Here is a 24946-nt window from a genome sequence, read left to right on the forward strand (position 1 = left end):
TCCTGAGTCCATGGCCAACTCCCCCTCCGGCGACTCGGTGACCGATCGCCTGGTGCGGATCCTCGAGACCTTCACCCCCACGCGCACCGCCCAGGCGACCGCCGAGATCGGCCGTCGCGCGGACCTTCCGAGTTCGTCGGCGCACCGCATCGTGAACGAACTCGTGGATGCCGGACTCCTCGAACGCGACGAGGAGCGCAGGGTGCGCGTCGGCATGCGGTTGTGGGAGCTGGCGACGCGCTCGTCGCACGCGCTGCGCCTGCGACAGGCGGCGCTGCCGTTCATGGAGCGGGTGCAGGTCCGCGTGCGCGAGCACACGCAGCTCGCGATCCTCGAGCAGGACGAGGCGCTGTTCCTCGAGCGGTTGAGCGCGCCCGACTCGGGGGCGAACATCACGCGCGTCGCGGGCCGGTTGCCGCTGCACGCGTCCTCGTCGGGGCTGGTGCTGCTCGCGTTCGCGCCGAACGACCTGCAGGAGCACGTGCTCAGTCGCCCGCTCGCCCCCGTGACGCCAGCGACGATCGTCGACCCCGCCGTTCTCCGCCGGACGCTCGCCGAGATCCGCACCCTCGGCCGGGTCATCGCCCCGGGATACGTCGACGAGGTGTCGACCGGCGTCGCGGTGCCCGTGCGCGACGAGACCGGCGCCGTCATCGCGGCGCTGTCGGTGGTGCTCCCCCGCGACGCCGAGACGCAGTTCGCCCTCGGCGAGCTGCACCGCGCCGCCCGCGACACCGAGCGCGCACTGGGCTACCGGCGCTGAGAGTGGTTCACCCCGCGTGAGGGAAGCCTGCCCGTTCAACGGGAATGGGGCAGTGGCGCGTCGGGATCCGGGCGAGCATCGGGCGGGTACCCGTCGAAGGAGACGCCATGACCCCCACCGTCCGCACCCGTGTCGCGATCGTCGGCGCCGGCCCTGCGGGGCTGCTGCTGTCGCACCTCCTGGATGCCGCCGGCATCCCGTCGGTCGTCATCGACCAGCGCTCGCGCGACGAGATCGAGAGCACGATCCGCGCCGGCATCCTGGAGCAGGGCACCGTCGAGCTGCTCGACACCCTGGGCGACGCGTCACGCGTGCGGACCGTGGGGCACCGCCACGACGGGATCGAGCTGCGCTTCGCCGGCGAGGGGCACCGCATCGACTTCCCCTCGCTCGTCGGCCGGTCCGTGTGGCTGTACCCGCAGCACGAGGTGCTGAAGGACCTCATCGCCGCACGCCTCGCCGCCGGGCAGGACCTGCGGTTCGGCGTCACGGCGGAGAACGTCGTGGATGCCGAGACCGACCGCCCGCGCGTGATCGCCCGGGACGCCGAGGGGCAGCCGTTCGAGATCGAGGCGGAGTTCGTGGTCGGATCCGACGGCTCGCGCAGCGTCGCCCGCGCCGCGGTGACGGGGTCGAGCACCGGCGGCTACTTCCGCGAGTACCCGTTCGCCTGGTTCGGCATCCTGTGCGAAGCCCCGCCGAGCGCGGACGAGCTGATCTACAGCAACTCCCCCGACGGCTTCGCGCTGATCAGCCAGCGGTCGGCGACCGTGCAGCGGATGTACTTCCAGTGCGACCCCGGGACCGACACCGCCGCGTACTCCGAGGCGCAGCTGTGGGACGAGCTGCAGAAGCGCGTCCCCGGCACGACGCTGAAGGAGGGGCCCATCTTCCAGCGCGACGTCCTGAGGTTTCGGAGCTTCGTCGCCCACGAACTGCTCCGCGGCCGGGTCGCGCTCGTCGGCGACGCGGCACACACCGTGCCGCCGACGGGGGCGAAGGGCATGAACCTCGCCGTCGCCGACGTGCGGCTGCTCGCCGACGCGCTGCGCGCGCTGCTCCTCGACGGCGACGCGCGCCCGCTCGAGACGTACCCCGAGCGCGCGCTGCGCCGCATCTGGAAGGCGCAGCACTTCTCGTGGTGGATGACGAGCCTCCTGCACGTCGCCCCGGATGCCACCGACTTCGACCGCCGCCGTCAGCTCGGCGAACTGCGAGGGGTCGTCGAGTCGCGCCACGGCCAGGCGTACTTGGCCGAGGCGTACTGCGGCTGGCCGCTGACAAGCGGGTGAGTCGCCAAGATTTGTCGCCTCGGCTCGCCGAGAAGCGACAAATCTTGGCGACTCACGCGAACGCGTGGGCGGGAGCGCGGGTCAGAGCCAGTGCTTGCGCTTGAACGTCAGCCAGAGACCGAATGATGTCGCAGCCATGAGCCCCAGAGCCATCGGGTACCCGAAGACCCAGTCGAGCTCCGGCATATTCGTGAAGTTCATGCCGTAGATCGCCCCGACCAGCGACGGCCCGAAGAGGATCGCGGCCCATCCCGAGATCTTCTTGACCTGCTCGTTCTGCTCGAGCGAGGTCTCGGTCTGCCGCTGCGTGACGAGGGTGGCGTTGACCGTGAGCGCGTTGTCGAGGATGGCGCGGAGCGACCCGAGCTTGTCGCACTGCCGCAGCACGTGGTCGAGGACGTCGCGCAGCGACCGCTGCAACTCGATCTCGACGCCGTACTTGTCGGCGCCGCGCAGCAGCGCCTGCAGCATGTCGCGCAGGGGCTCGGTCGCCCGCTGGAAGTGGATGACCTCGCGGGCGAGCTCGTAGATGCGCTGCGTCAGCTCGGCGTCGGTCGTGCCGAAGAGCTGATCCTCGATCTCGTCGACGTCGTTCTGCAGCCCCGCGGCGACGGGGTCGTACTGGTCGACGACCTCGTCCAGGATCGCGTACAGCACCGCCTCCGGACCCCGCGCGAGAAGCTCGGGCTGCGCCTCCAACCGGTGGCGCACCTGCGACAGGTCGGGCACGTCGGCATGCCGCACCGTCACGACGTAGTCCGAGCCGACGAACACGTGCAGTTCCCCGAACTCGACGGTCTCGGTCGCGTCGTCGTAGCGGGCCGGTCGCAGAACGGCGAACAGATTGCCCCCGTACCGCTCGAGCTTGGAGCGCTGGTGCCCGGCCAGCGCGTCCTCGACCGCGAGGGGATGCAGCGAGAACTCCGCCGCGACACGTTCGAGCTCCTCCGGCGAGGGACGCAGGAGTCCGATCCAGGCCATGCCCCCGTGGGCTTCCATGTACTCGAACGTCTGGTCGAGGCTCGCCGGGTTCTCGATGCGATGGCCGTCGACGTACACGGCGCTGTCGATGATGGGCATGTGTCCGTTGTATCCCGGGGAGGTGGACGAAGGATGACGGTGGCGGTCAGTCCTTCTTCGGGTCGTGCCCCCAGTTCATCAGCGAGAAGCGCCAGTCGGTGTCGGTGATGTCGCCCTTCGGGCGCTGCGCCTCGTGGCGGCGGACGTATCCGACGACCTTCCGCATGTGCGCCAGATCGGCGTCCGTGAGGTCGGCCTTCTTCTTCCCGAGGATCTCGACGATCCGCCGACCACTTCGGTGACCGGTCGATTCACCCCCGCCGTCCTTCTGCCCCACGGCCTTCGAGTCGTCGGTGTCGAGCCAGTCCTTCAGCTCACCGGCGGTCATGTTCACCGCATCGCCGAAATCGGCGCGGGTCTGCTCGTCGTCGTCGTCCATGCGGCCATCCTCGTCCGCGCCCGTACGCTCGATGCAGCCTTTGCGTGCAGCGGCGGGACGTGGCATCCGCTCCTCAGCCGACGGGTTCGATCGCGGGGCGCCGCGAGACGGCCGTCACCGCGCCGATGCTCGCGCCGATGACGAGCGCGATCCCCGCGATCTCGAGCCACGACAGGTGCTGACCGAGCAGCAGGAAGCCCGCGAGAGACGCCGTTGCGGGCCCGAGGCTCATCATGATCGCGAAAGCCGACGCCGGCAGCCGCCGCAGGGCGATGAGCTCGAGGGCGTACGGGACCGTGGACGACAGCAGCGCCACCGCCGCCCCGAGAGCGAGGATCTCCGGCCGCAGCAGCACCCCTCCGGCCTGCGTGATTCCGAACGGCAGCGCGATCACGGCTCCGACGGTCATCGCCAGCGCGAGCCCGTCGAGCCGCGGGAACTCCCGCCCCACTCGCGCCGAAGCCAGGATGTACAGCGCCCAGCTCACGGCCGCGGCGAGCGCGAACAGCACGCCGAGCGCGTCGAGTCGGTCCCATCCGCCCGCGCCCAGCGCCACCACGCCCGCCAGCGCGAGACCGGCCCACAGCCACCGCGCGAGGCCGGACGCCGTGAGGATCGAGAGCGTGAGCGGGCCGAGCACCTCGATCGTGACCGTGACCCCCAGCGGGAGCCGCTCCAGCGCGAGGTAGAACAGCCCGTTCATGGATGCCAGCACCACCCCGAACCACACCACTGAGCGCCACGCGCCCGCCGTGTGACCGCGCAGCCGCGGTCGGGCGATCGCCAGCAGCAGGAGCGCCGAGAACACCAGGCGCAGCATCACGATGCCGAGCGGCCCGGTCTCCGGGAACAGCATGACCGCGAACGATGCGCCGACCTCCTGGCACGCGAGGCCGACGAGCACCAGAGCCGCAGCGGGACCTCGGCGAGAGGACGCGCTCATCGCGCGGCCGCGCCGGCGATCACTGCGCGGGAGGGCAGATGGCGACGGTGCCGATGTTGTCGCGCATCTGCTGCGCTGTCCACGGCAGTCCCGCTTCGGGGATCGTGCGGCCATCGGCGGCGGGGGCCTTCGACGCGATCGCGGCGAGCTCCCAGGCGAGCCAGGCGCCGACGGCTTCGCTGCCGCCGGAGTTGTTCAGCACGACCGCGACCGACATACCGGTGGACGGATCGGCGAACGCTCCCACGATGTACCCGGGCACGGAACCGAACTGGCCGATCAGCGACCCCGCCTGATACGCCCCGCCGGTCGCGGTGAACCAGGTCGGCGCCTCGCCGTACGTGGGAAGCGGCGCGGCGAAGCGGTCGTTGTCGTCGGGAAGCAGGGCACCGGTCGCGAGGGCCTGTGCGTAGCGACCGAGGTCGGTGATGTCGGTGACGACGCCGGAATCGCCCGCGCCGAAGCTGGCGGACGTCACGGTGTAGTCGCCGGGGTCGGTGCAGTTCCAGATGCCCTCGGGGTTGGGTCGCGACCAGTAACCGGTGAGCGCGTTGGCGGACGGCGGCGCCGCGGCCGGTCCGGGCAGCGACGTCGCCTCGAGGCCGAGGGGGCCGGCGACGCGCTCGGCGATGAGGTCGGAGAGCCGTTCGCCCGTGGCGCGTTCGACGGCGAGGCCGGCGATGAGGTAGTTCGTATCGGCATTGCCGTAGGCGACGCCGGGAGCGTTCAGGCGCGGACTCGCGATGCCGTAGGCCAGGAGTTCGCGGTCGTTCCACGCTCGAGTGGGGTTGCTGAGCACCTGGTTCTCGAGGAGTGGCTGGTAGCTGCCGAGTCCGGAGGTCCCGTCGCACAGCTGGCGCAGTGTGATGTCGTCGAAGCCCGGAAGGCCGCTGACCCACGTCGTGATGGGATCGTCGAGCGAGAAGGTCTCTTCGGCGGCGAGCTCGTAGACGATGTCGCAGGTCATCGCGCGGGTGACATCCGCCGCGCGGAAGCCCATGTCGGCGGTCACCTCGGCGCCGCCCGGCCCTTGCGTCCCGAGACCCGATACCCACGAGCCGCTCCACGGCGCCCAGACGCCCACGATGGCGCCGGTCGAGCCGGTGAGCGTCATCGCGGAGGTCACGGCATCCTGCAACTGCGTGATCGTGTCGTCCGGCAGCGCGCCGTCCACCTGCTCGGGAACATCGATGGATGCCGAGATCTGGGGCGTGCACCCGGAGAGGGCGACGGCGATGATGCTGGCTCCTGCGACCATCGCGGCCGCCGATCGGCGCCAACCCCGCATGTCCACCCCCAGGAATACCGCGCACGACGAAGCAAGCGCTCGAAGAATCTAAACACACGCCGAACTATCGGAGCCCCGGCTTGCGCCCTCGCGGAGTCACGTCTGCATCACGGTTGGCTGCGCGTTGCGGGGCGCGAGTCGCGGGGGGACGACGCCGCGTCTCAGGCCTGCGCGGCCTGCTGCCGGCCGAGCCACGACTGCTTCATGAAACGCCGGACGTCCTCGTCGACGCGGATGTCGCTGGGGCGGAGCGGCCGCGAAAGGTAGAGGCCGTCCAGGGAGGTCAGGCGGCTGAGCGCGACATACGTCTGCCCCGGCGCGAACGCCCCCGCGCCGAGGTCGACGACCGCGCGGTCATAGGTCTTCCCCTGCGACTTGTGGATGGTCACGGCCCACGCGAGCCGCAGGGGGAACTGCGTGAACTCGGCGACGATCTCGCGAGAGAGGTTCTTCGTCCCGGGGTCGTAGGCGTAGCGATAGCGCTCCCAGACGGCCGGCTCGACATCGTGCTCCACCCCGTCGACCTCGACGCGCACGCTGTCGCCCGCGATGCGCGTGACGGTGCCGATCGTGCCGTTGACCCACCGGGGAGCCTCGCCGAATTGCGCTCCGTCGTTGCGCAGGAACATCACCTGTGCGCCGATCTTGAGCGTCAGCTCGAGCTCGGCCGGATAGTTGGCCTCCCCGCGCCCGAAGTCGCCCGAGATCTCGGCGTTCGCCGTCTGCGTGCGGCCGACGAGTTCTTCGAGGTGACGACGGTTGATCTCGTTCACGCGGTCGTTGCGCGTCGCGAGGGTGATGATCGGATGCTCGCCGTCGTCGGGGTGCGGCGGGGTGCGCGCTCCCGCGGCGTTGAGGACCCCCGCCATGTCGGCGGTCACGCGTCCGTAGCGCACGGCGTTCAGCAGGGTCTTGAAGCCCGGGTCCGACTGCCGGTGGATCTCGACGAGCTCGTTGACGTGGAGGTCGGCGCCGTGTCGGCCGATGTCGATGAGACCGTCGCCCGATGTCTCCCCCGACCACACCTTCGCGTCGAAGAACCAGAACGAGCGGTAGTGATCGCGGATGTAGCGCGCCTCGTCACCGCGCGGCGGCACCGGCGCGAGCTGATATGGGTCGCCGAACATGACGATCTGGGTGCCGCCGAAGGGTTCGGCACGGCGTCCGCGGGCCTGGCGGAGCGAGCGGTCGATGGCATCCATCAGGTCGGCGTTCACCATCGAGATCTCGTCGATGACGAGCGTGTCGATGGCGTTGAGGATCTTGCGGGTCGCGTCGTTCTGCTCGATGTCGCCGTTCGCGATCAGCCCGATCGGCAGGCGGAACAGCGAGTGGATCGTCTGCCCCTCGACGTTGAGCGCGGCGACTCCCGTGGGCGCGCACACGGCGATCTGCTTCTTCGTGTTCCACGCCAGGTGCTGCAGGAGCGTCGACTTGCCGGTGCCGGCTCGCCCGGTGACGAAGACGTGCTCGCGCGTGTCCTCGATCAGCCGGAACAGCGCCTGCTGTTCGGCCGAGAGGGGTGGCGTGGTCACCGGTTCATGCTAGTTCGCGCGGCGTGCCGGGCGCGGGAACGGGCGGCTCGGTGTGGACGACGAGCCAGCGGGCCTGTCCGGACAGGACGTCCTCGATGTGGCTCCGGAACCGCGGACACTCGGTGATGTCGTGCGCCCGGCAGCGGAGAGCATGCTCCGTCATCGCCCGGGCCTGAGTGATGTCAGCGGCCCGGCGATCGAGTTCGGCGACGTGCTCCTCGAGGACGCGATGCCGGTCCGGCGCGTCCTCGTCGAGGAGCACGCGGATCTGGTCGAGCGACATGCCCGCCGCCTTGTTGCGGAGGATCACCGCGATGCGGACGAGGTCGTCCTCACCGAACAGCCGCCGGCCGGCGGCGTCGCGGGCGGGGCGGAGAAGACCCTGGTCCTCCCAGTGCCGCAGGACGTGGGTCTCGAGCCCGAACCGGGCGGCCGCATCGCCGATCGTCTCGCCGTTTGACTTCATGTCGACATGAAGTCACAAGATGATCGCGAACGCAAACGAGAGGAGCCCGTCATGTACGAGGCCATCATCATCGGCGGCGGGCCCGCGGGCCTTCAGGCCGCCCTCACCCTCGGGCGCATGCACCGCCGCACCCTCCTGCTGGACTCCGGCGAGTACCGCAACGCCACCGTCGATCACGCCCACAACCTGCTCGGCAACGACGGGGTCGCCCCGGCCGATCTGCGCCGCCGAGGACGCGCCGAGCTCGCCGCCTACGCGACGGTGGAGGTACGGGATGCCATGGTCTCCGGGGTCGCGGCGAACCCCGACGGCGTGCGGGTCGAGGTCGCCGGCGAAGAGCTCCGCGCCGACTACCTGGTGCTGGCGACCGGTCTCGCCGACGACCTCCCGCCCATCCCCGGCGTGGCGGAGCACTGGGGCAACCGCGTCGCCAACTGCCCGTTCTGCCACGGGCACGAGTTCGCGGGGCGCCCGGTCGCGGTACTGAACGCGTCGCCCCACGCGGCGAAGCTGAGAGGGATGCTCGCACCCGTGGCATCCGACGTTCTCGTGCTCGACCCGGCCGCCGTGGTCCGCGTGGACGACGCGGAGGACGGGCTGCGGCTCACCCTCGATGACGGCGAGACGATCGACGTCGCCGGGGCCTTCGTCGCACCGGTCTCGCGGCAGCGGGCGCCCTTCGCGGCGCAGCTGGGGCTCGACGTACAGGAATCGGGCGCCGTCCGCGTCGACCCCTTCGGCCGCACCAGCGTGGAGCGCGTCTTCGCGGCGGGCGACATGGCCCAGCCCGACCACTTCCCCGGCCCCATGTCGACGCTCGCGGCGGCGATCGGCGCCGGACAGCTGGCCGCGGTCGCCATCGTGCAGACCCTCGCGGCGGCGTACGAGACCACACCGTGACCGTCGCATTCCGCTTCCGCGCAGGTGCCTTTCCTAGACTGGGGAGGTGCACGCGACGGACGGGGGCCCGGCAGCGCCTACGGGTGCTGCCCCGACGCGACCGCGCCGGCTCGCGCGCGACCTGACGATCCTGGGCGTCATGGGCCTGCTGCTCCTCGCCGCGCTGGGCGCCGGAGCGGCGGCCGCGTACCGCGAGCTGTACAGCCCGGGCGCGTTCGTCCTGCACTATCTCGAGCTGCTGGAGGACCGTCGCGCCGCCGAAGCCCTCGCCGTTCCCGGCGTCGCGGTGGACTCGGCCGAACTCGAAGCGGCGGGCCTGCCCGCCACGGCATCCGAGGCCCTGCTGCGCACCTCGGCGCTGCAACCGATCACCGACGCGCGAGTCACGGACGAAGCCGTCGACGCCGACGTCACGCACGTCACCGTCGAGTACCGTGCAGGTGGCTACAACGGCCGCACCAGGTTCGCCATCCGACAGGACGGGTGGACCGGTGTCGTCCCGCGCTGGCGTTTCGACGTGAGTCCGCTCGCCGTCGTCGATCTCACCGTGCGCGGGTCGATGCGGTTCTCGGTCAACGGCTTCGAGGTCGACAAACGTCAGGTGTCGATCGACGGGGTGGATGCCGACCCCACCGCGGCCCTGCCGCTCCTGGTCTTCTCGCCGGGGTTGTACTCGGTCGCCGTCGACACGGCGATCTCGGCGACACCCGGGGTCGCCATCCTGGCCGACTCTCCCCTCACGAACGTCCCGGTCGACGTGCAGGCCGACCCTACGGAGGAGTTCGTCTCCGTCGTGCAGCAGCGGGTCGAGGACTTCCTCACCGCGTGCGCCGAGCAGAAGGTGCTGCAGCCGACCGGATGCCCGTTCGGCTTCACGGTCCGCAACCGCATCGACGATGCGCCGACCTGGTCGATCGTGGAGCAGCCGACCGTCAGCGTGGTTCCCGACGGAGCGGGGTGGCGGATTCCGTCCGCGCCGGCCGTCGCCCGCATCGAGGTCGACATCCGATCGATCTTCGACGGCTCCGTCCGCACCGTCGAAGAAGAGGTGCGCTTCACCGTGGACGGTCAGATCACCGTGCAGCCGGATGGCTCGGCATCCATCGCCGTCGGCGGGCGCGTGGACTGATCCCGCGTCAGCGACCCTTTGTGGCCGCGCGCTCGGCCACGCGGGCGTCGCGCTCGGCCATCCGCTGCAGTTCGGCGTTGTACTCGTCGAGCTCGACGTCGCCGACGCGGTCGACGTGGCGGTCGCGTCGGCGCTGCTGCCGCTCGTCGCTGCGACTCCACTGGATCGCCACGGCGATCGCGAGGATCAGCGTCGGGATCTCGCCCACGCTCCACGCCACACCGCCGCCGGTGTACTGGTCTTCCAGCGGGGTCGCGCCCCAGGTCCGCCCCATCGCTCCGAACCACTCGGCCGCCATGAGCCCGGAGTTCATCATGATCGCGATACCGAAGAACGCGTGCATCGCCATGACGACGATCAGGATGAGAAGCCGCCCCGGGTAGGGCAACCGGAAGGGAACCGGGTCGGTGCCGATGAGGCTGAGGACGAACAGGTACCCGGTGATGAGGAAGTGCGCCACCATCCAGATGTGGCCGACGTGGTCGTACAGCGACCACCGGAACAGGTCGGTGTAGTAGAACGCCCACAGCGACCCGATGAACAGGCCCGCCGCGACGAACGGATTGGTGAGGACCGTCGCGACCGGGTTGTGCACGGCCCAGAGGATCCATTCACGACCGCCGCGCGACCCGTCGTCGCGCTTGCGGATCGCGCGCGCCGCGAGAGTGACGGGAGCGCCCGCCACGAGCAGCAGCGGGATCGCCATCGACAGCAGCATGTGCTCGATCATGTGCACGCTGAACAGGTAGTCCTGATACACGTTCAGCGGACCGGACGTCACCCAGAACACCGAGAGCATGCCGAGCGACCACAGCACGGTGCGGTGGATCGGCCACGCGTCGCCGCGACGGTGCAGGCGCCACGCCCCGGCGAGGTAGAAGAACAGGCCGAAGGCGGCGACGAACGCCCACAGCAGATCGACGTCCCACGCGGTGAACCAGCGGTCGATCGTGAACTCCGGCGGCAACGGCGAGCCCGTCAGCACCTCGGCGGGAGTCGTGCCGATCAGCGGCAGATCGGCGGCGGGCGGGGGCGTGCGGGCCAGCGCCACGGCGACGCCGCTCGCGACACCCATGAACACCAGCTCCAGCAGGATGACGCCCCAGAACCGCCGCGAACCGTCGTCGTCTCCCATGCGGGCGATCAGGCGGCGGCGGTACCAGGCGCCGAGCACACCCATTGCGACCAGCGCCGTGACCTTGACGAGCACGAGGATGCCGTAGGGCGAGAGGAGGTTCTGCCACCCGACGAGGCCGATCGACGCGCGCACCGTGCCCGACACGGCCACGACGATGAAGGAGACGAGGGCGATCGAGGAGTACCGCAGCAGCGTCGTCTGCAGCTGAGCGCGGTTCATCGCGGGGCGGACGACCACGAGCAGCACGAGGCCACCGAGCCACACCGCCGCGGCGAGGATGTGGAGCACGAGAGAGGTGACGGCGGCCGTGTGGCTCGCCTCGGTCCCGGCGTGGCCCTGCGTCCCCATCGGGATCAGCGAGGCCAGCGCGAGGATGGCGACGAGCAGCGTCGGAATCCAGGTGCGCACGGCGAACGTGAGCACGGTCAGGACGGCACCGGCGATCGTGGTCAGGAGCCAGGCCGGGCCGACCTCGGTCTCGACGAGGAAGCGCCCCAGCTGTTGACCGAAGAGGGGGTCGAGCGTCGGAGTCGCGTTGATGACGTTGAGGAACGTCAGGAACCCCGTGGCCGCGGCCGACACGGTGAACACGGCCGCGCCGATAGATGCCGTGTCCAGGGCGATCTCGAACGGCCGCTCCCCGGCGGGCAGCGCGAACAGCGCCAGGACGAGCGAGCCCACCATCGTCGCCGCCGAGAGATTGACGGCGAGGGTCGCGACCGGGAGTCCCCAGCGGACGAAAGGACCGGGGTCGGCCAGCAGCGTCGGCGCGGCTCCGCCGCCGTAGGCAAGGCCCGCGATGACGCAGATCGCCGAGACCACGATCAGGAGGACGGGTCCGGCCACGCGCAGGGCTCGGGGGTTCACCCCCCAAGCCTACGTCGCGGGGGAACACAAGAGGGGGGATGCCATTGGCATCCCCCCTCTCACAGGTCTGAGTCGTCTTACTTGACGGCGGCCTTCAGCTTCGAGCCGGCGGTGACCTTGACGCGCTTACCCGCGGGGATGGAGATCTCCTCGCCCGTCTGGGGGTTGCGACCGGTGCGAGCCGACGTGGCGACCTGCTCGAACGCGATCCAGCCGGGGATCGAGACCTTGCTGCCCTTGGCGACCGCCTCGGAGACGGTGGAGAAGAGGGAGTCGAGCACGCTCGACACGGCGGACTGGCTCTGCCCGGTCGCGCTGGCGATGCTCGCGACGAGCTCGGTCTTGGTGATGGACTTGTCGGCCATGTGGTTGTCCTCCAGGCGACGGTCGTGTCGCCTCTCGTTACTTCGGACGAGGAGGGATTCTCCTCGGTGGTCGGGAGACCGCCTCGACAGTATCAACCGAACCGCGGAATTACGCGGATTCTCCGCGATTTCGCCCGGGAAACGGCGGCGTGTCGTGCGTCTGGTGTGACCGAAGGGGCTCTTGTGGCGAAAGAGACACGCTCACCGGGCCGGGAAACGACGAAGGGCGGGAGTCCCTCTCGGGACGCCCGCCCTTCGCGGTGGTTCTGGTGCTTACCAGGACGACTTGGTCACGCCGGGCAGCTCGCCACGGTGCGCCATGTCGCGGAAGCGGACACGCGAGACGCCGAACTTCGTCAGCACGCCACGGGGGCGGCCGTCGATGACGTCGCGGCTGCGCACGCGAGCGGGCGACGCGTTGCGGGGCAGCTTCTGCAGGCCCACGCGGGCGGCCTCGCGGGCCTCGTCGGTCGCGTTCGGGTCGACCAGGGTCTTCTTCAGCTCGGCGCGCTTCGCGGCGTAGCGCTCGACGACGACCTTGCGCTGCTCGTTGCGCGCGATCTTGCTCTTCTTAGCCATGCTTAGCGCTCCTCTCGGAAGTCGACGTGCTTGCGGACCACGGGGTCGTACTTCTTGAGCACGATGCGGTCGGGGTTGTTGCGGCGGTTCTTGCGCGTCACGTAGGTGTACCCCGTGCCGGCGGTCGAACGCAGCTTGATGATCGGACGGACGTCCTGAGCCTTCTTCGCCATTACAGCTTCACGCCCTTCGCCTGCAGGTCACGGACGACGGCTTCGATACCGCGCGCGTCGATGACCTTGATGCCCTTCGCCGAAACGTTGAGCTTGATGTTGCGACCCAGCGACGGAACGAAGTAGGTCTTCTTCTGCACGTTCGGGTCGAAGCGGCGCTTCGTCCGGCGGTGCGAGTGCGAGATGTTGTGACCGAAGCCGGGAACCGCTCCAGTCACCTGGCACACTGCTGCCATGGTGATGTCTCCTTCTGTACCGTGACACCGGACGGTGCCACCCAAGATCCCTTGTCTGCACCCCGTTCCGGGCACAGCACGAGGCCGGGACCGGAAGAAGGGGTACGTACTGCGTGCTGGAGTGCGCGCAGACAAGCGTTCAGTCTAGCACGCGCGGCGTGTCGCCTTGACGGGCCGCGGCCTCGGCCGCTCCACGGCCCCAGCGGAAAGCCGACACGGTCGGGTCGCCCTCGATCCAGAACCGCCAGGGGAAGGCATCCGTCCCGGCGATCCCGGCCACGCCCACCCGTGGTCCGGTCGCGACGTGCGCCGGCGGGGCATCGGGCAGGAACAGCCGCGCTCGGGCTTGCGCGCGTTCCGCGCCGGTGACGGCGTCGATGCCGTCGTGCACCGGGTGCCGCAGGCCCACGGCGTCCCCCAACCGTCCGGGCCCGCGCGCGAGGTCGCGGGCGGCCCGCACGACGCCGCGGCGTTCGATGCGCCGCCGCTCGGCCACATCGGCTCCTTCGATCACCTCGCCGCCGCGCAGCAGCACACCGCCGGCGACGCCCTCCGGCCCGGACACGACGTTCACACACGAATGGATGCCATGACTCAGGTACACGTACAGGTGACCGGGTTCGCCCCACATCGTGGCGTTGCGCGCGGTCGCGCCGCCGCGCGCGTGCGAGCCGGGATCGGGCCGATCGCCCGTACCGAGCCCGTGATACGCCTCGACCTCGGTGATCCGCAGGACCACGCGCTCCCCCGCCACGACGGTCTCGAGGTGCCCGCCGAGGAGGAGCGGCGCGACCTCGACGGGGAGAGCCGCGAGGTCGTCGCGCGTGGCGGGTCGCGTCATCCCGGCGGCACCTGGCACCACGACAGGTCGAAGCCCTGCAGCACGGCGATTTCCTCGGCGGTGTCGATCTCGAGGAGGTGCGTCTGCAGGCGGCCCGGGAGGGGCAGCTGATACCGGTCGAAGGGGTTGTCGATCGCCTGCGGCGCGATGAGCACCGCGGCGTAGCGTCCGCTCGGCGACACGCACGTCTGCAGCACGGTGTCGCTGCCCGGGACCTCGAGCAGACCGCGGACCGCGCCGTCGGTGTCGACGTGCCCGATCGTCGTGGCGCGATACGCCCCGTCCGCGTCGATGTCGGCGAACGACCGGATCGTCCCGGCACCGACGCCCGGGACCGGCGTCGCCCGGCCCGGCATCCCGGGCGGGTCGACCGGCTCTTCGAGCGGCTGCTCGGAGCCGTCGGTGAGGTCGATCTCGCGGATGCCCTCGAGGCGCTCCACGATCGCGACCGAGGATCCTCGGGCGATGCCGTCGATCGACACGGCGCTGCCGAGGGGCGCCGCGTTGCCCCCCTCCGCGTCGGTGAGCAGCAGCCGCGAGTCGAACGTGAGCACGAGCATGCTGTCGGTGTCGGGCACGAACCGCCAGTCGGCCACGCGCACGTCGCCGCCGTTCAGGCCGATCTCGACCGGGGGCGCGTCCTCCGCGGCGGACGCCGTGAACAGTTTGCTCTCGCGTCCTCCGGCGGCGCCGAGGCCGGCATCCGAGAAGGTGAATCCCACGCGCTCACCGCGGTCGGCCGACTGCAGGTTGGAGACGAATCCGGGCCCCGGGAGCACGATATCGCGCGCGTTCTTACCGTCGAGGTCGGTGACGACGACGCGGGCGCGGTCGCCCTCGCGCACCGAGACGACGAGGTGATTGGCCGTCGCGCGGTAGTCCTCGATGTGCTCGTGCGTGAAGACGGGGAGGCCCGCCTCGCCCTGGAGATCGGTGCGGAAGATCGTGTCGCCGTTGGCCGTGCCGCGCTGCATGAGGAACGCGGTCAGCGGCGGGGTGCGGAAGGTCTCGTCCAGCGTCGACCCGGGACCCGCTCCGAGTCCCCGCACGTCGCGAACGGTCACGCGGTAGTCGGAGTCGTCTCGCAGGGGGAGGGTGAACCGGATGCCGACACTCCGGCCGGACGTGTCGACGGTGAACGGCGTGGCCGGTTCGACCTCGACCTGCGACGGGTCGATCTCCTCGAGGGACTGCGTCGTGGTCAGGATGACCCGGGCGCCCGACGCGGAGACGGCGGCGGCCGGATCGACCTGCACGTCGGTGACGCGCGGCCCTTGCGCGACCGAGACGACACCGCCGACACCGCCGACCAGCACCAGCGCCCCGAGCACCGCGGCGAAGGCGCCGACGTAACCGCGGCCGCGACGCTGACGCGCGCGGGCGCGGCGGGAGTCAGTACTCATACGGGTCCGCCGGCTCGTCGATCGCCGCGACCTCGTCGGCGCGCACTTCGAGCGCCCCGTCGCCGGCGGACCGCACCGTTCCGGTCACCGTCACCCACTGCCCCGTCGACGGCGCGGACCCGGACGCGGTGATCGGCAGGCGCGCCGTCTGCGCATCGATGACGCAGTGCGTGATGACCAGCCGCGTGAGATCGAAGCTGGCGCCGTCCTGCCCCGGGGTGATGAACCCGGTGAGGGTGACGGGCTTGCCGTCGAACGTCTCGGGGTTGGTCGCGTGCGCGAAGATCGCCGACCAGTCACCGATGCCGAACGTCGAGGTGTCGCCCGACGCGGCGAGGGTCACGATGTCCGAGCCGACGAACAGGGGCGGCGCGCCGACGTCGCGCGAGACGGCGAGCTCCGCCGAGAGCGACGCGGGCGGCGTCAGAAGCACGGCGACGACGGCCCCGGACGCGAGGAGACCGCCGCTGAACGCCGCGATGCCGCCCGGGGTGAGTCGGGGCCGCGCGGCGAGGTGAGCGTGCGCGGCGTCGTCGTGGGGATCAGGGGCGTCGGCGTGCGCGTGGTCGGCGTGCGCGAACGCCTCGCGGCGCGCCTCGGCACCGGCGGCGGCGTGCCCGTGCTCGTGGTCGTGACCGTGATCGGCCTCGGCCCCGAGCGGCAGCGCGAACGTCGCGACCGCGCCCACGAGCGCGACGATCGCCATGCCGATCGCGAACCACGCGGAATCGGGGTTCACGTACAGCGAGAGGCGACCCGTGAGCCACAGCGCGATCGTCGTCACCGCGAGGCACGCGGTGAGGCCGACACCCAGCCACCGCGTGGCGAGAGCACCCGTCCTAGACAAGGAGGTTCACCACCGTTCCCAGAGCGAAGGCCGACAGCACCACGACCGCCGTCAGTCCGACCAGCACCCGCGTGGTGAAGGTCGTGCGCAGCAGCGCGTACAGCTTGAGGTCGACGACGGGCCCCACGACGAGGAACGCCACGATCGAGCCCGGCGTGAACGTCGAGGCGAACGACAGCGCGAAGAACGAGTCGACATTGGAGCACAGCGAGACCACGACCGCCAGCAGCATCATGGCCGCGATCGACAGAGCGGGGTCGGAGCCGATCGCCAGCAGCGCGCTGCGCGGGATCAGCACCTGCACGGCACCGGCGATGAGCGATCCGATGATGAGCGCGGGCATGACGGACCGGAGCTCCACCACGAACTGCGCGAGCGAGCGGCGTCCGCGTCCCCCGCGCTCCTGCACGACGATCTCGCACGTCTCCAGGAAGCGTTCGGTGAGGAGCTTGTCGGGATCGGGATGCCGGCTGTAGAGCCACCCGACGAGGTTGGCGATGAGGAAGCCGCCGATGAGACGGGCCACGAGGATGCCATCGCTGAAGCCGAACGCCGCGTGCGTGCTGATGATGACGATGGGGTTCACGATCGGCGCGGCCACGAGGAAGGTCAGCGTGTCCGAGACCCGGAACCCGCGCATGAGCAGCCCCCGCGCGAACGGGACGTTCCCGCACTCGCACACCGGGATGAACATGCCGAGCAGCGACAGCACTGCGCGGCGCGCCCAGGGGGTGCGTGGCATCCATCTCTCGATCGCCCCCGGCGGCACCCACACCTGCACGATGATCGACAGCAGCACGCCCAGCACGACGAAGGGCAGCGACTCGATCAGAACGCTGAGCGCGAGGGTCAGACCGTCTTGCGCGCGGGTGGGCAGGGGGGCGGTGAAGAACGTCGGCGCGAACGCGTCGATGAGGAAGAGCGCGGCGATGACGACCGCACCCACGCCGAGGCCGACGAGGGTACGGGTGGCACCGGACCTCGGGGGCGCCGGGGCGACGGAGCGACTAGTCGTCGCCACGCTCACGGGCGCGCGCGAGGGCGCAATCGGCGCAGACACCGAAGATGTCGACCACGTGCTCGGCCTGCGAGAAACCGTGCTGGGCGGCGGTGCGCTGCGCCCACTCCTCGACGGCGTCGGCCTCGATCTCGACGGCGACGCCGCACGAACGGCAGATCAGGTGGTGGTGGTGGCCGCGGGTCTCGCACGCGCGGAAGAGGTTCTCGCCCTCGGGGCTCTGCAGGGAGTCGGCGTCGCCCTGGGCCGCGAGGCCCGCGAGCGCGCGGTACACGGTGGCCAGGCCGATCCCGGTGTTCTCGTCGCGCAGGGTCGCGTGCAGGCTCTGCGCGCTGACGAAGCCGCCCGCGCCCGCGAGAGCCTCGCGCACGCGCTCGCGCTGCCACGTATTGCGCTGAACCATGCCCGGAAGTCTACCGAGGCGATCGGTGAATCCGCTGGGGACGCCGGGCTACAGCGCCCGCGTGGTGCGCTCGCGGCGCGCGCCGACGAGCCGGCAGACGAGGTAGATCGCGAACGAGATCGTGGTGATGTACGGACTCACCGGGAGCGTCCCCGCGACGGCGAGCAGCACACCGCCCACGGCGGACACGAAACCGAACAGCGCCGCCAGCAGCGGCACCGACAGCGGCCCGGATGCCACCCGCATCGCCGCCGCGGCGGGAGTGACCAGCAACGCCATCACGAGGAGCGCGCCGATGATGTGCACGGCGACGGCGACGATGAGTCCGAGCAGCAGCATGAAGCCGAGCGACACGGCGGTCGTGGGGACCCCGCGGGCGGCCGCGGACTGCGGGTCGAGCGAATCGAAGCGCAGCGGCCGCCAGATCATCAACAGCGCCAGGAGCACGACGAGGCCGATGACGACGAGCCACCCGAGCTGCGCGCTCTGCACCGACACGATCTGCCCCGTCAGCAGGCTGAACCGGGTGGCGCTGCGACCGTTGTAGAGCGACAGGCAGAGGATGCCGACACCCAGGCCGAACGGCATGAGGACGCCGATGATCGAGTTGCGGTCACGGGCGCGGGCTCCGAGAAGGCCGATGATGGCGGCCGCGATGAGCGACCCCACGATCGAGCCGGACACCACGTCGACCCCGATGAGGAGGGCGACGGCCGCCCCCGCGAAGGAGAGTTCGCTGATCCCGTGCACGGCGAAGGCCATGTCGCGCTGCATCACGAAGACGCCGATGAGCCCGCCGACGAGTCCGAGCACGGCTCCCGCGTACACGGAGTTCTGCACGAGCTCGAGGATCGCGCCGTACTGGCTCACGCCGCCGAACAGCGCGTCGCCCACGTCGGACCAGTTCATGCGTCGTCCTCGTCGTGGTGGTGGTGGGCCTCGTCGGCGTCGGGCGCGCCGACCACGACGAGCCGCCCGCCGGCGCGGGTCACGAAGACCGGAGCGCCATAAAGAGCGGTGAGCGTCTCGGACGTCAGCACCTCGTCGGGAGTGCCGAGCGTGAAGCGGCCGTGCGCGATGTAGAGGATGCGATCCACGTGCGAGAGGACGGGATTGATGTCGTGCGTGACCAGCAGCACCGCGGCGTCGCGCTCGCGACGATGGCGGTCGATGAGGCGCACCACGGCCTGCTGGTTCGCCAGGTCGAGGCTCGTCAGCGGCTCGTCGCACAGCAGCAGCCGCGGGTCGTCGGCGAGGGCCTGGCCCACGCGAAGGCGCTGCTGTTCGCCGCCGGAGAGCAGTCCGACCGGGCGGTCGGCGAACGCGTCGGCTCCGACCGCGGCGAGCAGCTCGTCGATGCGCGCGCGGTCCTTGCGCCGCGAGAACGGCAGACCGAACCGGTGCCCGTCGACTCCGAGTCCGACGATGTCGCGCCCGCGCAGCGGCGTCTCGCGCGGCAGCGGCCGCTGCTGCGGGACGTAGCCGATTCGACGGTTGCCCGCGCGGCGCACCGGGGATCCGAGCGCCTCGATCGTGCCGCCGCTCAGGCGTTCGAGGCCGAGGATCGCCCGGAGCAGCGTCGTCTTGCCTGAGCCGCTGGGGCCCAGGACCGCAACGAGCTCGCCGGGCTCGACCTGGAGGTCGAGCCCGGACCACAGCTCGCGTCCGCCGCGCTCGAGCGCGGCCCCGCGGATCCGCAGGGGTGCGGCGTCGCTCACGCCGCCAGGGCGTCCGACAGCGCGGTGATGTTGCTCTCCATCCACGAGAGGTAAGTCTGACCCTCGGGAAGCGTTTCGGTGAACTCCAGCACCGGAATGTTCTTCGACTTCGCCTCGTCCGAGACCTGCGTGGTCTCGGCTCCGCCGGTCTGCGGGTTGACGATCATGACGGCGATCTCGCCCGAGTCGATGAGCTGCAGCGACTCCAGCAGGGTCGCGGGCGGGACGTCCTGGCCCTCTTCCACGGATTCGCTGAACTCGCCGGGCGTCGCGTTCACGAGGCCCGCGGCTTCGATGAGGTACACGGGCACGGGCTCCGTGACGAAGATCTTCGCCCCGGCATCCGTCGCCTCGATCTGTCCCAGCGAGTCCTCGAGACCGGCGATGTCCTCGACGAACGCGTCGGCGTTCGCGGTGAAGTCCGCCGCGTGCTCGGGGGCGAGCTCGCCGAGGTGCTCGGCGATCGCCTCGGCGAGGTGCTCGACCGTGTGCGGGTCGTACCAGACGTGCTCGTTGAAGCCCTCGATGTGGTTGTGTCCATCGCCCTCGGCGTGGTCGTGGCCGTCGCCCTCGGCGTGCTCGTGGTCGTGGTCGTCGGCGCTTTCGCTCGGCGCGGGGTCGGCCTCGTCGGCGTGCGCGTCGTCGTGCGACTCGGCACCCGGGTAGTCGTGGTTGTACTCGACGGCGGTGAGGACCTCGGCCGTCGACCCGCTGGCCTCGACGAGCGACTCCATGAAGCCGTCGTAGCCGCCACCGTTCTCGATCACGAGCTGCGCCCCCTGGAGCGTCAGCTGGTCCTGCGCGCTGGCTTCGTACTCGTGCGGGTCCTGGGCGGACGACGTGATGATCGACGTCACCTCGACGAAGTCGCCGCCGATCGACTCGGCGATCGACCCGTAGACATTGGTGGATGCCACGACGACGACCTTGCCGGACGCGTCGGTCGGGCCGTCGGTCGCCCCGTCGGCAGCCGGGGTGGTGCCGGCGCAGCCGGCGAGCGCGAGCACGGAAGCCGCGCCGAGGGCCAGGGGAACGAAGAGGCGTCGGGTCATGGCATCCATCCTAAACGGTAGTGATAACCGTTCTCAAATCAGTCGCGCCTCTCCGCCGCACGGAGGTCGCGATACAGGTCGCGCCACAGCCGGTGCAGCTGCGCGGGGTCGGCCGGTCGCGGCCTCCGGTGGGCGGCTTCGAGGAACTCGTCGACGAGGCGGCGCCGTTCGTCGGACATCGCCTGTTCGTCGGGCGGCCGCACCTCGACGGTGGCCAGGCGCGTGCGCACGTTCCGGGTGACGCGATGCAGCGCATCGGCGGTCGAGACCGCCACCGCCAGGGCGAGGACGGCCGCGGCCTCCACGAGGACGATGGTCGCACCGGCCAGGGAGGTCACCGCGAACAGAGCGACCGACACGGCGGTGCGGAAGCGATGGAGGACGAGCATCCGGCGCATGAAGGCCGGCACGTCCGGCGGGAACAGCACCACCGTGATACTGCCCGCGCGATACCGCCGCGGATGGACCGCGACGTAGCCCCAGAGGAGGTCGGGGCGGAAGAACGTGATCATTTCCCGCTCCCCTCGTCGGGGGTCTCTGCGAGCGCCGTCGTATCCGTGCCCGGGGCGAAACGGTGGCCCGACAGCACCGACGCGCGGGCGATGGTCATCGCCCCCACGGCCGAGGTCAGCAGTTGGAGAACGATCGCGATGACGACCTTTATCGCCGTGTCCACCGAGGGCTGGAGGAGTGCCGTGCCCCCGCAGATCAGGATGACGCCGATCCCGCCCGCGGTCGCCACGGCGGAGATGCGGCCGTATACGTCCCGGAAGCGGAGGAGGCCGACCGCGGCGAGCACGAAGATCGCGGAGCCGGCGAGGATCGCGATGTTCCCGATGACGGTGAGGACGATCATCGCCGTCCTCCCGTCAGCGCCCGCGCCAGCGACACCGCGGCCAGGAAGGCGACGAGGGTGGCGATGACGACGAGGTCGAACGTCCCGACGCTGGCCATGCGCGTTCCGAAGAGAGCGATCAATCCGATGAGGCTGAAGGTGAGCAGGTCGGCCGCAACGGCTCGATCCCCCCGCGTGGGTCCGATGGCGATCCGCCACGCCGAGAGCAGCAGGGCCACGCCGCACGCGGCGATGGCGATGTCCAGAACGATCATGCTCGTGACCTCCCGGTCGTCGCGGCGACGAGGCGGCGATCCATCTCACGCAGACCCGCGAGCGCCCTCGCCTCGTCGGGGTCGTACATCGTGTGAACGAGCAGCTCGCGCCCTCCCTCGGCCATACGGTCCACACCGATGGTGAGGGTGCCCGGGGTCAGGCTGATGAGCACGCCGAGAGCCGTGAGGTGCGCGTCGCCCGCGTCGCCGAGCGGCAGTCGCACGACGCGCGGTGTCGCGCGCGAGCCCGGCGACAGGATGTCGGCGAGGACCCCGCCCGACGACCGCACGATCTGCCACGCGAACCAGCCCGCGAACGCGAGGAGCCGGAACGGCAGCGTGAGCACCGCGATCACGGCAGCACCGCCTTCACGTAGTCGGTGGTATCGATGAGTCCCGCGGCCGCCACCGTGGCCAGGTCGAACAGGCCCTGGGCCCCGAGGCCCAGCGCCAGCGTCACGGCGGCCAGGACCGCCCCGGGGGCGACCAGACGCAGGGACGTCGGCGGCGTTTCGGCCACGAGCCGGTCCTCGCGGCGGAAGCTGCCCGTCACCGTCGGAGCGAACACCGCGTTGAAGATCTTCAGCATCGACATGAGGGTGATCAGGCTCACGACCAGCGCGATCACGGCGGCGGCGACCTGACCGGCCTCGACCGCTCCGGTGATGAGCATGAGCTTGGCGAAGAACCCCGAGAAGGGCGGGAGCCCCGCGAGGGACAGGGCCGCCACTCCGAAGACCACGGTCAACACGGGCTCTCGCCCCACACGATTGCGGAGGTCGGAGAGCACGTCCGTGCCGTACCGCGTCTCGATGGCTCCCGCGGAGAGGAACAGCGACGACTTCACGATCATGTGGTGCAACAGGTAGAAGATGCCGGCCGCGAGCCCCAGCGGCGTGAAGAGCGCGACCCCCAGCAGGATGTACCCGATCTGGCTCACCATGTGGAACGCCAGGATCGAGCGCATCCGTGTCTCGCCGATCGCGCCGAGCACTCCGACGACCATGGTGGCGCTGAAGAGGGCGACTCCGATCCACAGCCACTGCTCGTCCCCCTCGAAGACGACCGCGTAGATCCGGTAGGTGGCGTAGATCGCGACCTTGGTGTGCAGGGCCGAGAACATCGCCGTCACGGCGGGGGAGGTCGACGGGTACGCGCGGGCGAGCCACCCGTGCACGGGCACGACGGCGGCCTTCATCGCCAGGGCGAACAGGCACACCGCCACCGCGGCCGCCGTCAGGTCCGACTCGGCGGCGGCGGCGCTGAGCTCGGCCAGGTTCACCGTGCCGGCCGTGCCGTAGACGAGGGCCACTCCGGCGAGGAACACCGTCGAGACGAACAGGTTGAAGGTGACGTAGAGGCGCGAGCCGACGACGCTGCGGAGCGTGCCCGTGCCCTTACGCGCCAGCACCAGCAGCCCGTACGAGGGAAGCAGCATGACCTCGATGAAGACGAACAGGTTGAACAGATCGGCGGTGAGCAGCGCCCCGTTCACCCCGGAGATGAGCACGAGGACCAGCGGCGCGAACAGCGGATGCCGCCCCGTACCGCTCACGAGGGCAAACCAGCAACTGACGAGCGTGAGACCCGACGCCACCGTCATGACGAGGGCCGAGAACACGTCGGCGACGAACGGGATGGCCACGCCACCCGGCCACCCGCCGAGTGCTGCGGCGAACACCGCACCACCGCTGGTGACCGCCACGAGAGCGGCCGAGCCCACGGTGAGCGCGCCCATCACCACGAGGAGCAGCACGGACGGCCAGCGGTAGCGCCGCCCCGCGAACGCGGCGACACCCGCGGCGAGGAGGGGCACCGCGACGAACAGGGGAAGGAGGGTCGAGGTCATCGGCCGGTCTCCTTCCGGCCGGGGGTGCGCGGGTCGTCGGCGGGCGCGTCCTCCGCGTCGGCGGGCGCGCCCTGCGGGTCGGCGGGGGCGTCCTCCGCGTCCGCGTCCTCGTCGGGGCTGCCGGTCACGGCGAGCACCAGGAGATAGATCGTGATGGCGAAGGCGATCACGATCGCCGTGAGGACGAACGCCTGCGGCAACGGATCGGCCGTCACCGCCGGGTCGGGGTCGGATCCGAGGGGTTCGCCCCGGCGATCGATCCCTCCGGCCGCGAAGAAGAGGAGGTTGACCGCGTGCGAGAGCAGGACGAACCCGATGATGACGCGGAGCCGATCCTTCTGCAGCAGGAGGTAGACCGCGCCGGTCACGAGCGCGCCGATGACGAGGGCGAGGATCATCGCACCGCCTCCTTCCGCGCGCCGAAACGCGCTCTGTCGGCGTCGACTCCCGCACGCGGCGGGGTGAGCCCGAGGCGATCGACGGCCGAGAGGATCACTCCCAGGACGGCGAGATAGACGCCGAGGTCGAAGACGAGGGCGGAGGTGAGCTTGTAGCCGAAGATGTCGATCGGGATGGGCCGGAGGAACGCCCCGTCCAGGAACCCCAGGAATCCGGTGCCGACGGCGATCAGGATGCCGGCGCCGGCGATGGCCAGGTACGGGCGCCGGAGCGGACCGACATCGTCGGTCGGCGCGGACAGGTACACGAGCACCAGTGCCGCGGCTCCGATGAGCGCGGCGATGAAGCCGCCGCCGGGGGCGTCGTGCCCCCGCAGGAGCGCGTAGGCCGAGACGAGGACCATGACGGGCGCGAGGATGCGACCGGAGGTCCGGAGGAAGACGCTGTTCTCGTCGGGCGACAGCAGCGCGGTTCCGCGCACCGGGGCGGCGGGACGCTCCACGGCGCGGCGCGCGTCCAGGAGCGCGGTGATCGCCACCGCGGCGATCCCCAGGACCACGAGCTCGCCCAGCGTGTCCATCGCGCGGAAGTCCACGAGGATCGTGTTGACGACGTTCGTGCCACCGGTCTCGTTCTCGGCCTCGCGGAGGAAGTACTCCCCCACCTCGGACAGCGGCCGCTGACCTGTGAAGACGAGCGTGGCGAGGGTCGCGACGATTCCGGATGCCACGGCCGCCACCGCCGCGAGCACACGACGCCGCGCGCGAGAACGGGGGAAGCGGCGCGGCATCCGCCGAAGGACCAGGATCATGACGACGACGGTGAGGATCTCGACCAGCAGCTGCGTCAGGGCGACGTCCGAGGCTCCGAGCAGGAAGAACCACAGGACGACGGCGAACCCGACGACGCCGATGGCGATGACCGCGGTGAGGCGCATCCGCGCCCGCACGACCACGGCGAGACCGGCCACGACGATGACGGCGAGCATCGCCTCGAGGAGACCATCCCCGGTGAAGGTCAGGGCGGACGAGCCGAGCGCACCCGGAAGCGCGACGACCGCGAGCGCGATCAGCACGATCGGCACCGCGAGGTTCGCCGCCGGCGAGTCGCGGCGCGTGAGCGCCCCCACCCGGTCTCCGAGCGAGAGCGTCGCCTTCTGGAACGCTTCGACGG

At 70.7% G+C, this 24946-nt stretch carries 30 protein-coding genes; 4 read left to right on the top strand and 26 right to left on the bottom strand.

From position 1 onward, the window contains the following. Positions 1 to 10: 10 nt before the first annotated feature. Positions 11 to 763, top strand: a complete 753-nt coding sequence (locus D8Y23_RS07880; RefSeq protein WP_128217608.1) for an IclR family transcriptional regulator — start codon at positions 11 to 13, stop codon at positions 761 to 763. Positions 764 to 870: 107 nt separating this feature from the next. Continuing rightward, positions 871 to 2055 carry a 4-hydroxybenzoate 3-monooxygenase gene (locus D8Y23_RS07885; RefSeq protein ID WP_128217609.1) on the top strand — a complete coding sequence of 395 codons (1185 nt, stop codon included), beginning with the start codon at positions 871 to 873 and terminating at the stop codon, positions 2053 to 2055. An 81-nt stretch (positions 2056 to 2136) separates the two neighbouring features. On the opposite strand, the gene corA is transcribed toward D8Y23_RS07885, so the two are convergent. From corA to D8Y23_RS07915, 6 genes are all read right to left on the bottom strand, one after another. Next, positions 2137 to 3135: a magnesium/cobalt transporter CorA gene (corA, locus tag D8Y23_RS07890; protein ID WP_128217610.1), complete on the bottom strand. Its 999-nt coding sequence runs from the start codon at positions 3133 to 3135 to the stop codon at positions 2137 to 2139. Positions 3136 to 3181: 46 nt separating this feature from the next. Continuing rightward, positions 3182 to 3514 carry a DUF3140 domain-containing protein gene (locus D8Y23_RS07895; RefSeq protein WP_128217611.1) on the bottom strand — a complete coding sequence of 111 codons (333 nt, stop codon included), beginning with the start codon at positions 3512 to 3514 and terminating at the stop codon, positions 3182 to 3184. A gap of 73 nt (positions 3515 to 3587) precedes the next feature. Continuing rightward, positions 3588 to 4457 carry an EamA family transporter gene (locus D8Y23_RS07900; RefSeq protein ID WP_128217612.1) on the bottom strand — a complete coding sequence of 290 codons (870 nt, stop codon included), beginning with the start codon at positions 4455 to 4457 and terminating at the stop codon, positions 3588 to 3590. A gap of 19 nt (positions 4458 to 4476) precedes the next feature. Then, entirely contained in the window at positions 4477 to 5715 is a 1239-nt protein-coding gene (locus D8Y23_RS07905) for a serine hydrolase domain-containing protein (protein WP_128217613.1), read from the bottom strand. A 191-nt stretch (positions 5716 to 5906) separates the two neighbouring features. After that, complete coding sequence (locus D8Y23_RS07910) at positions 5907 to 7280, bottom strand: ATP-dependent DNA helicase (protein ID WP_128217614.1); 1374 nt, start codon at positions 7278 to 7280, stop codon at positions 5907 to 5909. Positions 7281 to 7284: 4 nt separating this feature from the next. Next, entirely contained in the window at positions 7285 to 7746 is a 462-nt protein-coding gene (locus D8Y23_RS07915; protein ID WP_128217615.1) for a MerR family transcriptional regulator, read from the bottom strand. A 51-nt stretch (positions 7747 to 7797) separates the two neighbouring features. Here D8Y23_RS07915 and D8Y23_RS07920 point away from each other — a divergent pair, with 51 nt between their 5' ends. Both D8Y23_RS07920 and D8Y23_RS07925 read left to right on the top strand, forming a co-directional pair. Beyond that, a complete protein-coding gene (locus D8Y23_RS07920) occupies positions 7798 to 8646 on the top strand; it encodes an NAD(P)/FAD-dependent oxidoreductase (protein WP_128217616.1) in 849 nt (282 codons plus the stop codon). Between the two features lie 46 nt (positions 8647 to 8692). After that, positions 8693 to 9775, top strand: coding sequence for a hypothetical protein (locus tag D8Y23_RS07925; protein WP_128217617.1), 1083 nt, complete (start codon positions 8693 to 8695; stop codon positions 9773 to 9775). A gap of 7 nt (positions 9776 to 9782) precedes the next feature. Here D8Y23_RS07925 and D8Y23_RS07930 read toward each other — a convergent pair whose 3' ends face one another. The 20 genes from D8Y23_RS07930 to mbhE form a co-directional block, all read right to left on the bottom strand. Next, a complete protein-coding gene (locus tag D8Y23_RS07930) occupies positions 9783 to 11780 on the bottom strand; it encodes a cytochrome c oxidase assembly protein (protein WP_128217618.1) in 1998 nt (665 codons plus the stop codon). A gap of 77 nt (positions 11781 to 11857) precedes the next feature. Beyond that, entirely contained in the window at positions 11858 to 12145 is a 288-nt protein-coding gene (locus D8Y23_RS07935; RefSeq protein WP_022878194.1) for an HU family DNA-binding protein, read from the bottom strand. A 273-nt stretch (positions 12146 to 12418) separates the two neighbouring features. Next, positions 12419 to 12724, bottom strand: a complete 306-nt coding sequence (gene rpsN, locus D8Y23_RS07940) for a 30S ribosomal protein S14 (RefSeq protein ID WP_022878196.1) — start codon at positions 12722 to 12724, stop codon at positions 12419 to 12421. Between the two features lie 2 nt (positions 12725 to 12726). Then, complete coding sequence (rpmG, locus tag D8Y23_RS07945) at positions 12727 to 12897, bottom strand: 50S ribosomal protein L33 (protein ID WP_013584775.1); 171 nt, start codon at positions 12895 to 12897, stop codon at positions 12727 to 12729. Further along, a complete protein-coding gene (rpmB, locus tag D8Y23_RS07950; RefSeq protein WP_013584774.1) occupies positions 12897 to 13133 on the bottom strand; it encodes a 50S ribosomal protein L28 in 237 nt (78 codons plus the stop codon). Before rpmB ends, rpmG begins: the two co-directional genes overlap by 1 nt. Positions 13134 to 13272: 139 nt before the next feature. Continuing rightward, complete coding sequence (locus D8Y23_RS07955) at positions 13273 to 13974, bottom strand: DNA-3-methyladenine glycosylase (RefSeq protein WP_205796946.1); 702 nt, start codon at positions 13972 to 13974, stop codon at positions 13273 to 13275. Further along, positions 13971 to 15377 carry a hypothetical protein gene (locus tag D8Y23_RS07960; protein WP_128217620.1) on the bottom strand — a complete coding sequence of 469 codons (1407 nt, stop codon included), beginning with the start codon at positions 15375 to 15377 and terminating at the stop codon, positions 13971 to 13973. Before D8Y23_RS07960 ends, D8Y23_RS07955 begins: the two co-directional genes overlap by 4 nt. Then, positions 15367 to 16224: a TIGR03943 family putative permease subunit gene (locus D8Y23_RS07965; RefSeq protein WP_128217621.1), complete on the bottom strand. Its 858-nt coding sequence runs from the start codon at positions 16222 to 16224 to the stop codon at positions 15367 to 15369. Before D8Y23_RS07965 ends, D8Y23_RS07960 begins: the two co-directional genes overlap by 11 nt. After that, positions 16217 to 17251, bottom strand: a complete 1035-nt coding sequence (locus tag D8Y23_RS07970) for a permease (protein WP_128217622.1) — start codon at positions 17249 to 17251, stop codon at positions 16217 to 16219. Before D8Y23_RS07970 ends, D8Y23_RS07965 begins: the two co-directional genes overlap by 8 nt. Continuing rightward, a complete protein-coding gene (locus D8Y23_RS07975; RefSeq protein ID WP_077051176.1) occupies positions 17232 to 17645 on the bottom strand; it encodes a Fur family transcriptional regulator in 414 nt (137 codons plus the stop codon). The genes D8Y23_RS07970 and D8Y23_RS07975 overlap by 20 nt, the downstream gene beginning before the upstream one ends. Positions 17646 to 17693: 48 nt before the next feature. Beyond that, the gene (locus D8Y23_RS07980) at positions 17694 to 18554 is read right to left on the bottom strand and encodes a metal ABC transporter permease (RefSeq protein ID WP_128217623.1); all 861 of its coding nucleotides are present in this window, start codon (positions 18552 to 18554) and stop codon (positions 17694 to 17696) included. Beyond that, positions 18551 to 19363: a metal ABC transporter ATP-binding protein gene (locus tag D8Y23_RS07985; RefSeq protein WP_128217624.1), complete on the bottom strand. Its 813-nt coding sequence runs from the start codon at positions 19361 to 19363 to the stop codon at positions 18551 to 18553. The genes D8Y23_RS07980 and D8Y23_RS07985 overlap by 4 nt, the downstream gene beginning before the upstream one ends. Continuing rightward, positions 19360 to 20415 (bottom strand): metal ABC transporter solute-binding protein, Zn/Mn family, encoded by a 1056-nt coding sequence (locus D8Y23_RS07990; RefSeq protein WP_128217625.1) that lies wholly within the window; start codon positions 20413 to 20415, stop codon positions 19360 to 19362. The genes D8Y23_RS07985 and D8Y23_RS07990 overlap by 4 nt, the downstream gene beginning before the upstream one ends. A gap of 38 nt (positions 20416 to 20453) precedes the next feature. Next, on the bottom strand, positions 20454 to 20927 hold the full coding sequence (locus tag D8Y23_RS07995; RefSeq protein WP_128217626.1) for a DUF6611 family protein: 474 nt from the start codon (positions 20925 to 20927) through the stop codon (positions 20454 to 20456). Continuing rightward, positions 20924 to 21271, bottom strand: a complete 348-nt coding sequence (locus D8Y23_RS08000; RefSeq protein WP_128217627.1) for a cation:proton antiporter — start codon at positions 21269 to 21271, stop codon at positions 20924 to 20926. The genes D8Y23_RS07995 and D8Y23_RS08000 overlap by 4 nt, the downstream gene beginning before the upstream one ends. After that, a complete protein-coding gene (locus D8Y23_RS08005; RefSeq protein WP_128217628.1) occupies positions 21268 to 21525 on the bottom strand; it encodes a monovalent cation/H+ antiporter complex subunit F in 258 nt (85 codons plus the stop codon). The genes D8Y23_RS08000 and D8Y23_RS08005 overlap by 4 nt, the downstream gene beginning before the upstream one ends. Further along, on the bottom strand, positions 21522 to 21881 hold the full coding sequence (locus D8Y23_RS08010; protein WP_128217629.1) for a Na+/H+ antiporter subunit E: 360 nt from the start codon (positions 21879 to 21881) through the stop codon (positions 21522 to 21524). Before D8Y23_RS08010 ends, D8Y23_RS08005 begins: the two co-directional genes overlap by 4 nt. Beyond that, on the bottom strand, positions 21878 to 23374 hold the full coding sequence (locus tag D8Y23_RS08015; protein WP_128217630.1) for a monovalent cation/H+ antiporter subunit D family protein: 1497 nt from the start codon (positions 23372 to 23374) through the stop codon (positions 21878 to 21880). Before D8Y23_RS08015 ends, D8Y23_RS08010 begins: the two co-directional genes overlap by 4 nt. Further along, positions 23371 to 23772 carry a sodium:proton antiporter gene (locus D8Y23_RS08020; protein ID WP_128217631.1) on the bottom strand — a complete coding sequence of 134 codons (402 nt, stop codon included), beginning with the start codon at positions 23770 to 23772 and terminating at the stop codon, positions 23371 to 23373. Before D8Y23_RS08020 ends, D8Y23_RS08015 begins: the two co-directional genes overlap by 4 nt. Beyond that, a partial coding sequence (gene mbhE, locus D8Y23_RS08025; RefSeq protein ID WP_128217632.1) for a hydrogen gas-evolving membrane-bound hydrogenase subunit E occupies positions 23769 to 24946 on the bottom strand: 1178 nt, incomplete at its 5' end. The genes mbhE and D8Y23_RS08020, both read right to left, overlap by 4 nt.

It is taken from the genome of Microbacterium enclense (assembly GCF_004022425.1).
GTDB lineage: Bacteria > Actinomycetota > Actinomycetes > Actinomycetales > Microbacteriaceae > Microbacterium > Microbacterium enclense_A.

Bases quoted from the DNA above. Each gene is read 5' to 3' on its own strand.
- D8Y23_RS07880 (WP_128217608.1), top strand. From the start codon at position 11: ATGGCCAACTCCCCCTCCGGCGACTCGGTGACCGATCGCCTGGTGCGG.
- D8Y23_RS07885 (WP_128217609.1), top strand. From the start codon at position 871: ATGACCCCCACCGTCCGCACCCGTGTCGCGATCGTCGGCGCCGGCCCT.
- corA (WP_128217610.1), bottom strand. From the start codon at position 3,135: ATGCCCATCATCGACAGCGCCGTGTACGTCGACGGCCATCGCATCGAG.
- D8Y23_RS07895 (WP_128217611.1), bottom strand. From the start codon at position 3,514: ATGGACGACGACGACGAGCAGACCCGCGCCGATTTCGGCGATGCGGTG.
- D8Y23_RS07900 (WP_128217612.1), bottom strand. From the start codon at position 4,457: ATGAGCGCGTCCTCTCGCCGAGGTCCCGCTGCGGCTCTGGTGCTCGTC.
- D8Y23_RS07905 (WP_128217613.1), bottom strand. From the start codon at position 5,715: ATGGTCGCAGGAGCCAGCATCATCGCCGTCGCCCTCTCCGGGTGCACG.
- D8Y23_RS07915 (WP_128217615.1), bottom strand. From the start codon at position 7,746: ATGAAGTCAAACGGCGAGACGATCGGCGATGCGGCCGCCCGGTTCGGG.
- D8Y23_RS07920 (WP_128217616.1), top strand. From the start codon at position 7,798: ATGTACGAGGCCATCATCATCGGCGGCGGGCCCGCGGGCCTTCAGGCC.
- D8Y23_RS07935 (WP_022878194.1), bottom strand. From the start codon at position 12,145: ATGGCCGACAAGTCCATCACCAAGACCGAGCTCGTCGCGAGCATCGCC.
- rpsN (WP_022878196.1), bottom strand. From the start codon at position 12,724: ATGGCTAAGAAGAGCAAGATCGCGCGCAACGAGCAGCGCAAGGTCGTC.
- rpmG (WP_013584775.1), bottom strand. From the start codon at position 12,897: ATGGCGAAGAAGGCTCAGGACGTCCGTCCGATCATCAAGCTGCGTTCG.
- rpmB (WP_013584774.1), bottom strand. From the start codon at position 13,133: ATGGCAGCAGTGTGCCAGGTGACTGGAGCGGTTCCCGGCTTCGGTCAC.
- D8Y23_RS07955 (WP_205796946.1), bottom strand. From the start codon at position 13,974: ATGACGCGACCCGCCACGCGCGACGACCTCGCGGCTCTCCCCGTCGAG.
- D8Y23_RS07960 (WP_128217620.1), bottom strand. From the start codon at position 15,377: ATGAGTACTGACTCCCGCCGCGCCCGCGCGCGTCAGCGTCGCGGCCGC.
- D8Y23_RS07975 (WP_077051176.1), bottom strand. From the start codon at position 17,645: ATGGTTCAGCGCAATACGTGGCAGCGCGAGCGCGTGCGCGAGGCTCTC.
- D8Y23_RS07980 (WP_128217623.1), bottom strand. From the start codon at position 18,554: ATGAACTGGTCCGACGTGGGCGACGCGCTGTTCGGCGGCGTGAGCCAG.
- D8Y23_RS07990 (WP_128217625.1), bottom strand. From the start codon at position 20,415: ATGACCCGACGCCTCTTCGTTCCCCTGGCCCTCGGCGCGGCTTCCGTG.
- D8Y23_RS07995 (WP_128217626.1), bottom strand. From the start codon at position 20,927: ATGATCACGTTCTTCCGCCCCGACCTCCTCTGGGGCTACGTCGCGGTC.
- D8Y23_RS08000 (WP_128217627.1), bottom strand. From the start codon at position 21,271: ATGATCGTCCTCACCGTCATCGGGAACATCGCGATCCTCGCCGGCTCC.
- D8Y23_RS08005 (WP_128217628.1), bottom strand. From the start codon at position 21,525: ATGATCGTTCTGGACATCGCCATCGCCGCGTGCGGCGTGGCCCTGCTG.
- D8Y23_RS08015 (WP_128217630.1), bottom strand. From the start codon at position 23,374: ATGACCTCGACCCTCCTTCCCCTGTTCGTCGCGGTGCCCCTCCTCGCC.
- D8Y23_RS08020 (WP_128217631.1), bottom strand. From the start codon at position 23,772: ATGATCCTCGCCCTCGTCATCGGCGCGCTCGTGACCGGCGCGGTCTAC.